The organism is Stenotrophomonas sp. PFBMAA-4 (genome assembly GCF_030053215.1).
Lineage (GTDB): Bacteria > Pseudomonadota > Gammaproteobacteria > Xanthomonadales > Xanthomonadaceae > Stenotrophomonas.
This window is the reverse complement of sequence record NZ_JASGBW010000020.1, coordinates 1-14,275: the sequence shown is the minus strand read 5'-3', so window position 1 is coordinate 14,275 and position 14,275 is coordinate 1. Positions and strand designations below refer to the sequence as shown.

The 14,275-nt window shown below is 67.8% G+C and carries 11 protein-coding genes and 1 rRNA gene; 4 read left to right on the top strand and 8 right to left on the bottom strand.

The features are described from left to right. Positions 1-22 precede the first annotated feature (22 nt). On the top strand, positions 23-3,241 hold the full coding sequence (gene putA / locus QMZ26_RS13300) for a bifunctional proline dehydrogenase/L-glutamate gamma-semialdehyde dehydrogenase PutA (protein WP_283221744.1): 3,219 nt from the start codon (positions 23-25) through the stop codon (positions 3,239-3,241). 56 nt (positions 3,242-3,297) lie between these two features. Here putA and QMZ26_RS13295 read toward each other — a convergent pair whose 3' ends face one another. The 4 genes from QMZ26_RS13295 to QMZ26_RS13280 all read right to left on the bottom strand — a co-directional run bounded on the left by QMZ26_RS13295 (position 3,298) and on the right by QMZ26_RS13280 (position 6,953). Beyond that, positions 3,298-4,365: an AAA family ATPase gene (locus QMZ26_RS13295; protein WP_283221743.1), complete on the bottom strand. Its 1,068-nt coding sequence runs from the start codon at positions 4,363-4,365 to the stop codon at positions 3,298-3,300. Then, complete coding sequence (gene pnuC, locus QMZ26_RS13290; RefSeq protein WP_200733651.1) at positions 4,352-4,951, bottom strand: nicotinamide riboside transporter PnuC; 600 nt, start codon at positions 4,949-4,951, stop codon at positions 4,352-4,354. The genes QMZ26_RS13295 and pnuC overlap by 14 nt, the downstream gene beginning before the upstream one ends. Positions 4,952-5,030: 79 nt before the next feature. Beyond that, positions 5,031-5,531: a hypothetical protein gene (locus QMZ26_RS13285; RefSeq protein ID WP_283221742.1), complete on the bottom strand. Its 501-nt coding sequence runs from the start codon at positions 5,529-5,531 to the stop codon at positions 5,031-5,033. Positions 5,532-5,609: 78 nt separating this feature from the next. Next, positions 5,610-6,953, bottom strand: a complete 1,344-nt coding sequence (locus QMZ26_RS13280; RefSeq protein WP_200733653.1) for an outer membrane protein transport protein — start codon at positions 6,951-6,953, stop codon at positions 5,610-5,612. A 228-nt stretch (positions 6,954-7,181) separates the two neighbouring features. Here QMZ26_RS13280 and QMZ26_RS13275 point away from each other — a divergent pair, with 228 nt between their 5' ends. Further along, positions 7,182-7,874 (top strand): rhomboid family intramembrane serine protease, encoded by a 693-nt coding sequence (locus QMZ26_RS13275; protein WP_200733654.1) that lies wholly within the window; start codon positions 7,182-7,184, stop codon positions 7,872-7,874. Positions 7,875-7,909: 35 nt separating this feature from the next. Here QMZ26_RS13275 and QMZ26_RS13270 read toward each other — a convergent pair whose 3' ends face one another. The 3 genes from QMZ26_RS13270 to QMZ26_RS13260 all read right to left on the bottom strand — a co-directional run bounded on the left by QMZ26_RS13270 (position 7,910) and on the right by QMZ26_RS13260 (position 11,225). After that, positions 7,910-8,329: a hypothetical protein gene (locus tag QMZ26_RS13270; protein WP_283221741.1), complete on the bottom strand. Its 420-nt coding sequence runs from the start codon at positions 8,327-8,329 to the stop codon at positions 7,910-7,912. Positions 8,330-8,369: 40 nt separating this feature from the next. Next, a complete protein-coding gene (locus QMZ26_RS13265) occupies positions 8,370-9,812 on the bottom strand; it encodes a S41 family peptidase (protein WP_283221740.1) in 1,443 nt (480 codons plus the stop codon). 108 nt (positions 9,813-9,920) lie between these two features. Continuing rightward, positions 9,921-11,225 carry a peptidoglycan DD-metalloendopeptidase family protein gene (locus QMZ26_RS13260; RefSeq protein ID WP_283221739.1) on the bottom strand — a complete coding sequence of 435 codons (1,305 nt, stop codon included), beginning with the start codon at positions 11,223-11,225 and terminating at the stop codon, positions 9,921-9,923. Positions 11,226-11,320: 95 nt separating this feature from the next. Between QMZ26_RS13260 and QMZ26_RS13255 the strand changes: the two genes are divergently transcribed. Both QMZ26_RS13255 and QMZ26_RS13250 read left to right on the top strand, forming a co-directional pair. Then, on the top strand, positions 11,321-11,983 hold the full coding sequence (locus tag QMZ26_RS13255; protein ID WP_108745774.1) for a hypothetical protein: 663 nt from the start codon (positions 11,321-11,323) through the stop codon (positions 11,981-11,983). An 84-nt stretch (positions 11,984-12,067) separates the two neighbouring features. Further along, entirely contained in the window at positions 12,068-13,801 is a 1,734-nt protein-coding gene (locus QMZ26_RS13250) for a M28 family metallopeptidase (protein ID WP_283221738.1), read from the top strand. 189 nt (positions 13,802-13,990) lie between these two features. On the opposite strand, the gene rrf is transcribed toward QMZ26_RS13250, so the two are convergent. Further along, positions 13,991-14,105: ribosomal RNA gene (rrf, locus tag QMZ26_RS13245) — 5S ribosomal RNA — on the bottom strand. Between the last annotated feature and the right edge of the window lie 170 nt (positions 14,106-14,275).

Here is a 14,275-nt window from a genome sequence, read left to right as displayed (position 1 = left end):
GTTTTCCACTGGCCGGATCGGCATGAACGCACCCTCCTCCTCCCCTGCCGCCCACGACGCCCCGCGTCCGGGCGCGCTGCTGTCGCCGGAACTGCCGGCGTCCCCCAACCCGTTCCGCCAGGCCATCACCGATGCCTGGTTGAAGGACGAGGCCAGCCACGTGCGCGAGCTGCTGGCGCAGGCCCGGCTGCCCGCCGAGGAGCAGGCCCGCGTGCAGGCGCTGGCCGCCGACCTGGTCGGCCGGGTGCGCGTGCGCGCCAAGGACCAGGGGGCGATCGAAGCCTTCATGCGCCAGTACGACCTGGGCAGCGAGGAAGGCGTGCTGCTGATGTGCGTGGCCGAGGCGCTGCTGCGCATTCCGGACCAGGACACCGCCGACAAGCTGATCCGCGACAAGCTGGCCGACGCCGACTGGGAAAAGCACCTGGGCGGCAGCGACTCGGTGCTGGTCAACGCCTCCACCTGGGGCCTGATGCTGACCGGCAAGCTGGTGCAGATGAACGACGCCACCCGCGCCGACGCCCCCAGCGCCTTCAAGCGCCTGGTCGGCCGCGTCGGTGAGCCGGTGGTGCGCCTGGCCGTGCGCCAGGCCATGAAGATCATGGGCCACCAGTTCGTCATGGGCCGCACCATCAGCGAAGCGCTGTCGCGCTCGCACAAGGGCGACAACGCCAGCTACCGCTACTCGTTCGACATGCTGGGCGAAGGCGCGCTGACCATGAAGGACGCGCTGCGCTACCTGGAAGACTACCGCCGTGCGATCCACGCCATCGGCGGCGATCACAAGGCACGCGGCGGCCGTCCTGACGGCGACGTCAACAACGCCCCGGGCATCTCCATCAAGCTGTCGGCGCTGTACCCGCGCTACGAGCACGCCAAGCGCGAGCGCGTGCTGACCGACCTGGTGCCGGGCGTGCTGGAACTGGCACAGCTGGCCAAGAGCTACGGCATCGGCTGCACCGTCGACGCCGAAGAATCCGACCGCCTGGAACTGTCGCTGGACATCATCGAACAGGTGTTCGGCGATGCCTCGCTGGCCGGCTGGGATGGCTTCGGCGTGGTTGTGCAGGCCTACCAGAAGCGCACCCCGTACACGATCGACCACCTGGCCGACATGGCGCGCCGCGCCGGTCGCCGCCTGCAGGTGCGCCTGGTCAAGGGCGCCTACTGGGATGCCGAGATCAAGCGCGCGCAGATCGAAGGCTACCCGGGCTACCCGGTGTTCACCCGCAAGCAGAACACCGACGTGTCCTACCTGGCGTGCGCCAAGCGCCTGTTCACCCATGCCGACGCGATCTACCCGATGTTCGCCACGCACAATGCGCACACCATCGCAGCGGTGCGCAGCATCGCCAACGGCGGCGTGTACGAGCACCAGAAGCTGCACGGCATGGGCGACGACCTGTACGCCGAAGTGGTGCCGGCCGACCGCCTGGGCCTGCCGTGCCGCGTGTATGCGCCGGTCGGTTCGCATGAAGACCTGCTGCCGTACCTGGTGCGCCGCCTGCTGGAAAACGGCGCCAACTCCAGCTTCGTCAACCGCATCACCGACGAACGCGTGCCGATCGCCGACCTGATCCGCGATCCGGTCGAGATGGTCGCCTCGTTCGCCTCGATCCCCCACCCGAAGATCCCGCTGCCGGTTGACCTGCTGCGCAGCCAGAACCACGACAGGAAGAACTCCATGGGCGCCAACCTCGCCAACGACAACGAACTGCGCGCCCTGGCCGAGCAGATCAACGCGGCTGTGAAGCCTTGGCAGGCCGCTCCGCTGGTACCGGGTGCCAACCCGGCCGGCGCTGCGCTGCCGGTGGCCAACCCGGCCGACACCCGCGAGGTGGTCGGCCAGTGGCTGGCCGCCGATGCCGCCACCGTGCAGAAGGCCCTGGCCAATGCCGTGGCCGCACAGCCGGCCTGGAACCGCACCCCGGCCGCCAGCCGCGCCGCCATCCTCGAGCACGCTGCCGACCAGCTGGAAGCGCGCATGCCGGAGTTCATGGCGCTGTGCGTGAAGGAAGCCGGCAAGAGCCTGCCCGACAGCATCGCCGAAGTGCGCGAAGCCGTGGATTTCCTGCGCTACTACGCCAAGCAGGCGCGCGAGCAGTTCAGCCACGCCGAGAAGCTGCCCAGCCCGACCGGTGAATCCAACGAGCTGCAGCTGCACGGCCGCGGCGTGTTCGTCTGCATCAGCCCGTGGAACTTCCCGCTGGCGATCTTCCTGGGCCAGGTGGCCGCCGCACTGGCCGCCGGCAACAGCGTCATCGCCAAGCCGGCCGAACAGACCAACCTGATCGGCTACTACGCGGTGAAGCTGCTGCACGACGCCGGCGTGCCGGCTGAAGTGGTGCAGTTCCTGCCGGGCGACGGCGCCACCGTCGGTGCCGCGCTGACCGCCGACCCGCGCGTGGCCGGCGTGGCCTTCACCGGTTCCACCGACACCGCCCGTGCGATCAACCGCGCGATGGCCGCACGTGACGCCGCCATCGGCGTGCTGATCGCCGAGACCGGCGGCCAGAACGCCTTCATCGCTGACTCCTCGGCGCTGCCGGAACAGCTGGTCAAGGACGCGATCGGTTCGGCCTTCACCTCCGCCGGCCAGCGTTGCTCGGCCGCGCGCGTGCTGTTCGTCCAGGACGACATCGCCGACAAGGTGATGACCATGCTGGCCGGTGCGATGAAGGAACTGAAAGTCGGCAACCCCGGCCTGCTGTCCACCGACGTCGGTCCGGTGATCGACGCCGATGCGCTGAAGATCCTGCAGGACCACGCCGAGCGCATGGACCGCGAAGCGCGCCTGATCGCCGCCGCCGAACTGTCCGCCGAAGCGGCCAACGGCACCTTCTTCGCACCGCGTGCGTATGAACTGAAGGACCTCGGCCAGCTGCAGAAGGAAGTGTTCGGTCCGGTGCTGCACGTCATCCGCTGGAAGGGCGACCAGCTGGATGCGGTGATCGACCAGATCAACGCCACCGGCTACGGCCTGACCCTGGGCGTGCATTCGCGCATCGACGAGACCGTCGACCGCATCAGCAACGGCGTCCACGTCGGCAACGTCTACGTCAACCGCAACCAGATCGGTGCGGTGGTCGGCGTGCAGCCGTTCGGCGGCCAGGGCCTGTCCGGCACCGGTCCGAAGGCCGGCGGCCCGCACTACCTGCTGCGCTTCGCCACTGAAAAGACGGTGACCGTGAACACCACCGCTGCCGGTGGCAACGCCTCGCTGCTGACCCTGGGCGACTGATCGCCTGCGTCATGCAGTGAACGAAAAACCCCGCGAAAGCGGGGTTTTTTGTGCGATCACGCCACCACGCTGAACCGGTTGTCCGCGCGCTCGGCCAACGCGTCCTGCACCCGCGCGATGCGCGTTTCCAGATCGCCTTCCAGCAGCATGTACGCGACACCCCGCGCCTGCAGTTCGCGCACGTACCACGCATGCTGCTGCGCACGGAACGACTCGCCCACCCGCGTGCCATCCTGGTCGAACGCAATGTCCGGCGCGCACAGGAACAGCAGGTCGTAGGGCCGCAACGCCGCCTGCAGCAGCGCCTGCGGCGCCGTGCCGAACATCCAGCCGCTGTAGCCCAGGGTCACCAGCGGCGTGGTATCGCAGAACAGCCAGCGCTGCGCCGCCAGCGCGGCCGCCTCCTCACGCCGGGGCTGCTCCTCGGCAATGCGCAGCAGATCCTGCGCCTGCAGCTCACCGCCCTGCGCTTCCCACAGCGTGCGACCGTACTCGGGCACCCACTGCGTCCCCATGCATTCGGCCAGCACGCGCGCCAGCGTGGTCTTGCCGGTGGACTCGCCGCCGATGAACGCCACGCGCTGCACGTAGGCCGCGTACACCTCCGCTGAAAGACTCTGCCGGTGTGCATGCGGATCGGCGCGCAGCTGGGTGCCGCTGGCCTGGCCGACATCGAGGCTGCGCTCCAGCCGCTGGTGCTGCACCGGCGCGTTGAAATGCCCGGCCAGCGCAGCCGCGAAGCCGTCGCCGTAGTCCTCGCCGGTGAACACCGCCTGCACCGGCCCACCAAACAGGTGCAGGCACAACCAGGCGGTGAAATCGCGCTGCGCCTGCTCGCTGTCATCGTCCCGTGGCAGCACGCGCGGTGGCAGACCGTGCTGTTCGCAGAGCGCCGCCAGGCGTGCATCGTCCAGCACCGCAACCGTCGCCTGCGGGAAGCGCGCACGCAGCCAGCGCTCGCGGCGGGCGGCGCTGTAACCGGCAAAGCCGGGCTGCGACCAGCTGATCACCAGCAAGGCCCGGCAGCGGGAGGCCGCAAAGTCGATCAGGCGTTCGTGGCCGCGGTGCAGCGGGCAGAACTTGCCCACCACCAGCCCCCGCTCGACGCGCTCAGGCAGCGGCATCGGCCGCCCTGGCCTCGGCACGCATCAGGTTGCGCCAATGGCGCAGCGCCACCAGCGCATTGATCCAGAAGCCGATGTAGAGGATCGAGGTCAGGTGCAGGCCGCGGCTGTAGTACAGCGGCACGGCGATGGTGTTGACCAGCAGCCACACCCACCACGATTCCAGCTTGCGCCGCATCATCAGGATCTGCGCGATCACGCTCAGCACCAGCACCGCCGAATCGATGTAGGGCGCGTAGGCATGGGTGAGGCGGGTCAGCATCCAGCCGTAGGCAACGGTGGCCACCACCGCCAGCGGCAGCAGCCAGGCCCACGCCCGCGGACGCACCGGGGTGATCGGCAGGGGCGCGCCGTGGTCGCCGCGCAGCCACTGCCACCAGCCCAGCACGCTGATGGCGATGAAGAAGAACTGCAGCACCATGTCCGCATACAGGTGCGAACGCTCGAACACCGCCGCGAACAGGGCGCAGCCGACGATGCCCATCCACCACGTGTGCACGTTGTTGCGCCCGGCCAGCAGGATCGAGCCGGCGACGGCGATGTTGGCAGCCAGCTCCAGCTGGAAGTTCGGATCGGTCAGGTTCATGGCGCCATTGTCGTTGATCCGCGCGGCGAACGTGGATGGCACAGGTACCCGTTCCGTCCACGCCATGCGTGGATGGGCCTTACACGCGTGCCATGAAGGCCTCCACCGGCCCACCCTCGCATTTCCAGTCCGCATACACGCCCACCATCCCGCACTCGGCGCAGCGGCAACCGATATAGAGCCACTGGACGTCCTGCGTCCCCTCATACAGCGCCACGCCGCAGTGGATCGACAACGCCGCGTTGTCGCACATGCAGACGTGCTCATCCAGATTGGCCTCGGCCAGGTACTCTGCGCTGTCGAACATCAGGTGCGATTCCCCGCACGCCACGCAGTCCCGGCGAGCAGCCCCTTCCACCTCGTCGTCAAACAGATGGAAGCGGGCCGAACCGCAGCTGCACAGCGCCGCGCGGAACAACGTGGCCGGGTAGCCCGCCGCCCTGCTGTAGTTGCCGATCACCGCGGCGATGTCGCCGTCCTCGTCGCCGTACCAGTACTTGCCCTTGCGCGTGAGCGCCATCGTTGCCTCCAGCAGGAATCCATCCACCGTGATTGTGCCTGTGCGGTAGATCCATGCCATGCGTGGATGGCTCATCCCACAAAAAGAAAGCCCCGCTTGCGCGGGGCTCCCTCGTGCTGCTTCAGGCCTTAGCCTGGATCAGAACTTGTACTGGAACGACGCAGCCAGCACGTCACCACGGACCTTGTACTTGCCCGACAGCGAGTTGCCCTGGTTGTTGGTGGTCGCAGCAACATTCACGTTCGGGTCGCTGGTGAACAGGTGGGTGTAACCGAAGTTGTATTCGGTGTTGGCCGACGGGGTCCAGCCCACGCCCAGCGACAGCCACTTGCGGCTGGTATCCGGCACGCGCACGTCACGGTGGGCATCGGTGGTCGGCGTCTGGTCCAGGGCCACACCGCCGCGCAGAGTGACCGTGTCGCTCAGCTTGAAGTCCGTACCCAGCGAGACGAAGGTGGTATCGCGGTAGCCGAAGTCCAGCACCGAATCCGGCTGCGCCGAAGCGTAATCGATGGTGACCTGGTCGAAGGCGGTCGACCAGGCGGTGCGGGTGACGTCACCCATCACGGTCCAGCGGTCGTTGACCTTGTGGGTCACGCTCAGGGTGGCCGAAGCCGGCAGCTTCACCGTGGCCTTGCCGCTGGTCGTTACGAAACGACCCGGCTGCGCTGCAGCCAGCACGGTTGCAGCAGCGGGCGGCACGACGAAGGTGGCGTCACCGCCGGTGATCTTGTGCTCGACCTTGGAGCGGTAGCTGAGGCCGATATGGGTGTTCTCATCAAGGCTGAACAGACCGCCGACGGTCCAACCCACGGCATTGTTGTCGCCTTCCACGGTCAGCTTGCCATCGGCGCTGCCCGGGGCGAAGCCCGGGACGCGCGACTGGGCCAGCGCGGTACCGAAGTCGATGTTGTTGCTCAGTTCAATGGTCAGGTGCTCAACGAACACCGATGCACCGAACGACACGTACGGATTTACGTCATAGGACGCGGCGAAGCCAAGGTCGATGGCCTTCAGGTCGGTCTTCAGACCGCTGTAGCGACCCACCCAGCCGTTGTCGTATTCGGTCTTGAAGCCGAACGGAGCGGTCAGCGAGACACCGAAGTGCGCCTTCTCGCCGATCGGCATATGGAAGTACGCGGCCGGCACCGGAGCGATCATGCCGGCATCGCCACCGTCGCTGCCGGTCTGTGCGGCGCCGGTCGGCTTACGACCCTGGCCCTTGAACTCGGCCTTGAAGCTGATTGCGCTGAGGTCACCCTGGACCATGGTACCGTCCAGCTGGCGCATGCCGGCCGGGTTGACGGCGATGATGGAGGCGTCGCCCTCGGCGCTGCCAGAGCCGGCGAACGCACGGCCCAGGCCCTTGGCGCTGTTTTCCTTCAGCTGGAAGGCAGCAGCGTTGGCATCGGCGGCGGCCAGCGCACCGGCAACGCCGACGGCCAGCAGGGTCAGTCGGGCAATGGTGGAAGCAGTTTGCATCGTGTTCTCTCTCCGGTAAGCGGTGATGGTGCTCTGAGTGCGCCTGCGCCTACCGGACCCGCAAAGGTCCGCCAGAACGCGCCGGATTCCCCTCCCGACATACGACGCCGTATGCGAGTATTACCCAGAGCCGTTAATGAAACAATAACAGCAGCGGCCGTATTTCCGGTGCGAAAACTTAACAGGCGCCACGCCCGCGCATAGTCCCGGCACGCTAGGCTAGCGCCCATGTTCGTGTCTCTCCCGTCCCGCAAGAAGGCCACGCTGCGCTGGGCTACACCCGTGCTGTTTGCGGCACTGTGGCTGGCGTTCCTGTGGTCGATCTCGCGCCCGTGGGACGCCCGCAACAGCCTCTGGCTGGACTGGGGCGCCCTGTCCACCGGCCTGACCCACCCGCTGGACTGGTGGGCGACCCTGCAGGACGGCAGCGTGCTGCGGTTGTTCACCGCCCTGTTCCTGCATGCTGACTGGTCACACCTGCTGGGCAACCTGGTGTTCCTGCTCATCTTCGGCCTGCCCGCCGAACGGGTGCTGGGGCCCTGGCGGCTGATGCTGCTGTTCCTGGTAGGGGGCGCGGTGTCCAACCTGGTGGCGATCTACACCATGGGCAGCCCGGACCAGATCATCATCGGCGCCAGCGGCGCGGTGTCGGCCATGATCGGCGCCTACCTGGCCCTGTTCCCGGCCGCCCGGCTGGGCGTGGTCATACCGCTGGGCCTGTTCCTGGAGTTCGTGCGCGCACCGGCCTACCTGCTGATCGGCGTCTGGGCCGCACTGCAGGTGGTGTTCGCCCACATCGGCCCGAGCTTCGGCATGGTGGCCTGGTGGGCGCACATCGGCGGCTTCGTGTTCGGCCTGCTGTACGGCGTGTACGTGCGCGCGGCCATCGCCCGCAAGCTGCGCAAGCGCCACGGGTTCTGAGCACCGGGTAGTGCCGGCCGCTGGCCGGCTCCCCCTCAGCGGTTGCGGGCGCGGCTGACCAGCAACGTGTTGTGGTGGGTATCGAACACCAGCGTTGCGCCACCTTCCAGCACCACGGCGTATTCGAAGAACGGCAGCTCGCCCAGCAGAGGCAGAAGCTCGCTCGCCTGCAGTGACCACACCGGCCAGGGCGGTGCGCACTCTTCGGAAACGATCAGCTGGATCTCTCCCTGCGCAGGGGCCAGCAGCTCCTCGAGCCGGGCAAGCCCCTGCATGCCATCGTCGTAGCAGGCGTGCACCTGCGTGGCCGGTGCGCCGTCCCACCAGAGAACCCGGTCGGGGGCGATACCGTGCCGATGCGCAAGCGCGTCCAGCCAAGGCCCGGCTATACCGGGCGCCCATGGCTCCCGGCCCAGCCGTCCAGCGATCAGGGTCGCAACGTCAGCGTCATCCATGAGGCGAGCTCCGTGTCGCCGGGTGTGGCCCGGCGCTACCTCAGGGCTTGGCCGGGGTTTCGGCTGGCTTTGCTTCCGGCTTTGCTTCCGGCTTTGCTTCCGGCTTCGCCTCGGCAGGTTTTGCTGCCTTCGCCGCCTTCTCCGCCTCGGCCTTGGCCGCTTCGGCCTTCAGCCGCGCAGCCACCGAACCCGGGTTCTTCAGTTCGGCCAGGGCATCGTTGATCGGGGCATCGCCCGGCAGCACCGCGCCGGCGCGGTAGCCCTCGGTGCCTTCATCATCGCCACGCAGATGGCCCGGCAGGGTCGCCTCGCTGTAATCGCTCAGGCTGGCCGGCAGTGCATCTTCCTCCGGCGTCGGCGCCGGCTTCAGCTCCACGTCGGGCACGATGCCGGTGGCCTGGATCGACTTGCCGCTGGGCGTGTAATAGCGCGCGGTGGTCAGCTTGACCGAATCGCCGTTGTCCAGCGGCAGCACGGTCTGCACCGAGCCCTTGCCGAAGGTACGGCTGCCGACCACGCGCGCGCGCTTGTTGTCGCGCAGCGCACCGGCCAGCACTTCGGATGCGCTGGCCGAACCGGCGTCGGTCAGCACCACCACCGGTGCGCCCTTCAGCAGGTCGCCCGGGGTCGCATCGAAGCGTGCATCGCTGATGCTGATGCGGCCGCGGGTGCTGACGATGTTGCCCTTGTCGAGCAGGTCATCGGCCACCTGCACCGCGGCGGTCAGCAGGCCACCCGGGTTGCTGCGCAGGTCCAGCACCAGGCCCTTGAGCTGGCCACCGGCCTGCTTCTGCAGCTGCTGCACGTGCTTCTGGAAATCAGAACCGGTATCGGCCTGGAACGTGCTCAGGCGGATGTAGCCGTAGCCCGGTTCGAGCATGCGGCTCTTCACGCTGGTCACGCGGATGGTCTGCCGGGTCAGGCTGACGTCGAACGGCTTGGGCTTGCCGTCGCGCACGATGGTCAGCACCACCTTGCTGCCAGCGGGGCCACGCAGCGGTTCGCTGGCATCGATGGCGCTGATCGGCTTGCCGTCGATGGCGATGATCAGGTCGCCGGCGAGAATGCCGGCCTTGGCCGCCGGCGTGTCGTCGATCGGCGAGATGACCTTCATGCTGGCGTTGTCCGGCTGCTGCTGCAGCTCCACGCCGATGCCTTCGTAGGCGCCGTTGGCCTGTTCGTCGAAGGCCTCGGCGTCTTCCTTGTTGAAGTAGGTGCTGTGCGGATCGAGGTCCAGCAGCAGGCCGCGCACCGCCGACTGCATCAGCTTGTTGTCATCGACCGGATCGACATAGGCGGCGCGGACCGCGTTGTACACCGAGACGAAGCGACGGATGTCTTCCAGCGGCACCTTCGAGGTCACCGCCTCCTCGTTGCTCGCTGCCTGGCCGGAGGTATCGGTGGCGGCCGGCGCAGTCTGCTGCGCCCAGGACAGCGCTGGCATCAGGGCCAGCAAGAGGGTGGCGGTACGGGCTGCGCGCATGGATCACTCCTGTCGACGGTGGCATCGTGCCCAAGGCACATTCCCCGATTATGCGCGAAGCGTAGCTAAATTCCCGTTGAATCCGGCCCTGCCTGCAGTGCCTTCGATTCAGCGCCGCTGCAGCCAGCTGTCCGGGTTGACCGGCTGCCCGCCACGGCGCAGTTCGAAGTACAGCGCGGTGACGCCCTGGCCACCGGAATTGCCGACCTTGGCCACGGCATCGCCACGGCTGACCCGCGCGCCGGCATCCTTCAGCAGGGTGTCGTTGTGTGCGTACAGGCTCATGTAGCCGTTGCCGTGGTCGACGATCAGGATCATGCCGTAGCCGGTCATCCAGTCGGAGAACACGACGGTGCCATCGGCCACGGCGGTGACGGTGCTGCCGGCCGGCGCGCCGATCAGCACGCCGCTGCTGGTGCGCCCGTCAGGCAGCTTGGCGCCATAGCGGGCCAGCAGGTTGCCGGACAACGGCCAGCCCAGCCCACCCACCTTCGGCGCAGGCGCAGAGGCCACGGCCGGCGGCACCTTGGTTGGCGGCGGCGGGCGGCCTTCGGCCTTGGCCTGGCGTGCCGCCTTCTCGGCAGCGGCCTTCTCGGCGGCTGCCTTGCGCGCGGCGGCGCGGCGTTCGGCCTCGGCACGGGCCGCCGCTGCGCGCAGGTTGGCCAGCAGCGTTTCCAGTGCCTTGGCATCCTGGCCGAGCGCCTGTTCCTTCTCGCGCCGGTCCTTGAAGCGTTCTTCCAGCGAGGCCACGGTCTGCGCGCGATCGCGGCGATCGGCGGCCAGCGTGGCCGCCTGCTGCTTCTGGTCGCGCTGCGCGCCCTGCAGGGTCTGCCGGCGCTCGGCAATCTGGGCCTGCAGCGTCTCCAGTTCCTTCAGGTCGCCAGTGAGGGTGGCGATGCGCTGGGCGCGCTCGCGCTGCAGGTAACGGTGATACGCCAGGGCGCGGTTGGCATCGGCCACCGTGTCCTGCGACAGCAGCAGCTTGAGCGGGGCATGGTTGCCCAGCTGGTAGGCCGCACGCAGCAGCCCGGCCAGTTCGCGGTTCTGCTGGGCCAGGTTGGCCTGCAGGGTCGCGCGGCGCTGCTCGGCCTCGGCCAGGGCCTGGTTCTGCTCGCGCAGCGCGGTTTCGGTCTGTGCCAGCACCCGGCCGCTGCGGGCGACCTTTTCATCCGCATCGCGCAACTGCCGCGAGGCCTGCCCGCGCTGGCCCTCGATCTGCCGGCGCTCCTGCGCAACGCCCTTCAGTTCGGTGCGCAGCTTCTGCAGCTTGCGCTCGGCCTCGCGGGTGGAGGCGGTCTGCGCGCTGCCCGGCAGGGGAACCGCCAGCGCCAAGGCCAGCCCCAGCAACAGGCAACGCCCGGCGCGGGCAGCGGCGGTGTGATGTCGGCGTGAGGGGAAGACGTTGTCGCGCAAGGGCTTTCCAGTGACTTCAGGCAGTTGCAGGGGGTGCCCGGGAATGGTGACATCAACGCACGCGGCCTGCCAGCCGCACAACAACGAGGTCCCCCATGAAAACGCTCTCCATTCCGCTGCTGTTGGGCGCGCTGCTGGTCGCCGGCCCGCTCGGCGCGCAGGACAACATCAGCAAGGTCAACGGCAGCATCAGCGCCGATCCGGGCCAGCGCTACGGCAAGCTGGACACCGTCAACGGTGGCATCCGCGTCGGTGATGGCGTCGAGACCGGCAGCATCGACACCGTCAACGGCGGCGTCACCGTGGCCGACCGCGCACACACCGGCAGCATCGAGACGGTCAACGGCAGCGTGCGCCTGGGCCGTGAGGTCATCGCCCGCGGCGATGTCAGCACGGTCAACGGCAGCATCTTCAGCGACCACGGCAGCCAGATCGAAGGCGGCGTGGAAACAGTCAACGGTGGCATCGGCCTGGTCAACAGCCGCGTGCGCCAGGACGTGGAGACGGTCAACGGCGACATCACCGTGGGCATCGGCTCGCAGGTCGGTGGTGGCCTGCGCGTGCGCAAGCCGAACTTCAGCGTTTCGCTCACCGCCAGCCGCAAGCCGCGCGTGATCATCGGCCCGAACGCCGTGGTCGAAGGCGCCCTGCTGTTCGAGCGCGAGGTGGTGCTGTACGTGCACCGCACCGCGCGCGTCGGGCCGATCACCGGTGCCGAGCCGATCCCGTTCGACACCGATACCGCGCCGGCGGACTGAGTCCCCGGCGCTGCAGTACGGGGAATGTTCCCCTTCACCGGCCGCGCCCGGCGTGGCCATCCCTCGTGTATCCAGGAAACGACGATGCCCCGCAAACTCCTCCTGTGCCTGGCCGCCGCGGCCGCGCTCAGCGCCTGCAAAGGCGAAGACACCTCCACCCCGGCACCGGCCGCCAGCCCCGACGCTGCGGCCACCCCGGCGGCCCACACCTTCTCGCCCGGCATCAACGCCGCCGACTTCAGCGAGATGGTCAAGACGCTGGCCTCGGACGAGTTCGAAGGCCGCGCCCCGGGCAGCAAGGGCGAAGAGCTGACGGTCAACTACATCCGCGACCAGATGCAGCGCATCGGCCTGCAGCCGGGCAACGGTGACAGCTGGTTCCAGGACGTGCCGATGACCGAGACCACGGCCGACGAATCGACCGTGCTGAAGATCACCCAGGGCGGCAAGACCACCGAGCTGAAGTTCGGTACCGACATGGTGGTCGGCACCCGTACCGGCCAGGCCGAGGTGAAGGTCGATGCCAGCGACCTGGTGTTCGTCGGCTACGGCGTCGATGCGCCGGAACAGAAGTGGAACGATTACGCCGGCCAGGACTGGAAGGGCAAGACGGTCGTCATGTTCGTCAATGACCCGGGCTTCCACGTCGACGACGAGAAGCTGTTCGACGGCAAGCGCATGACCTACTACGGGCGCTGGACCTACAAGTTCGAGGAGGCCGCACGCAAGGGGGCTGCCGCCGCGCTGATCGTGCACGACACTGCCGGTGCGTCCTATGGCTGGGACGTGGTGAAGAACTCCTGGGCCGGCCCGCAGTATGACCTGCCTGCCAAGGATGATCCGGAAACCCGCATCCCGGTGCAGGGCTGGCTGAGCGCGGAGGCAGCCAAGGCGCTGTTCGCCGGTGCCGGCCTGGACCTGGCGCAGGCCTACAAGGACGCCAGCAAGCGCGGCTTCAAGCCGGTGCCGCTGAAGGCCACGGCCGCCGTCGACCTGAAGAGCCAGATCGCGCAGAAGCAGTCGCGCAACGTGGTGGGCGTGCTGCCGGGCAGCAAGCGTGCCGACGAAGCCGTGCTGTACATGGCCCACTGGGACCACCTGGGCAAGCATGAAGGCGAAGAAGGCGACAACATCTACAACGGTGCCGTGGACAACGCCACCGGTGTGGCGGGCATCCTCGAAGTGGCCGAAGCCATGGCCCACCAGGATCCCAAGCCGGAGCGTTCGGTGGTGTTCCTGGCGGTGACCCTGGAAGAGTCCGGCCTGCTGGGTTCCAAGTACTACGTGGCCCACCCGACCTTCCCGCTGGACAAGATCGCCGGTGTGATCAACATCGATGCGATGTCGGTGGCAGGGCGTGCCAAGGACGTGACGGTGACCGGCTTCGGCAGCTCGGAGCTGGAGGACATCCTCAAGCCGCTGGCCGCCGCACAGGACCGCACCCTGCACGGTGAGACCTCGGTGCAGAGCGGCTTCTACTTCCGCTCGGACCACTTCAACTTCGCCAAGGCCGGCGTGCCGGCGCTGTATGCCGACGGTGGCGAGGACCTGCGCGACGGCGGCGTCGAAGCCGGCCGCAAGGCGGCTGCCGATTACGGCAACAACCGTTACCACGGGCCGAAGGATGAGTTCGATGCCACCACCTGGAAGCTGGATGGCACCGTGGAAGACCTGGAGCTGATGTACGGCGTGGGCAAGGAACTGGCCGGCGGTGATCGCTGGCCGAACTGGTATGAAGGCAATCCCTTCAAGGCCGCCCGCGACGAGATGATGAAGAACAAGGCTCCGGGCCCCGTAGAGTCGAGCTTGCTCGACTGAACAGTGTTGAGGTCCAGGCGGCGCCCCACGGGGCGCCGCTTTTTTGTGTGCAGTGGGGTAGCCCATCCACGCATGGCGTGGATCTACAGCCTTGGTTGGCAGCGCGCAACGCGCGGCGACGCCGGCATCGTGATTATCTGCGCGCAAAGAAAAACCCCGCTGCGTCAGCAGCGGGGTTTTGGGTGTAAACCCTGGCGATGACCTACTCTCGCATGGCTTGAGCCACACTACCATCGGCGCAGCTGCGTTTCACTTCCGAGTTCGGGATGGGATCGGGTGGTTCCACAGCGCTAATTTCACCAGGGAGACGGTTGCAGCAGCGCTTGCAGCGCCAGCTCGCGATCTTGCCCTTGGGGCGGAAGGTACCCGGAAAAGCGATGCCTTCACTTAATAAGAAAAAACCCCGCTGCGTGAGCAGCGGGGTTTTTGGGTATAAACCCTGGCGATGACCTACTCTCGCATGGCTTGAGCCAC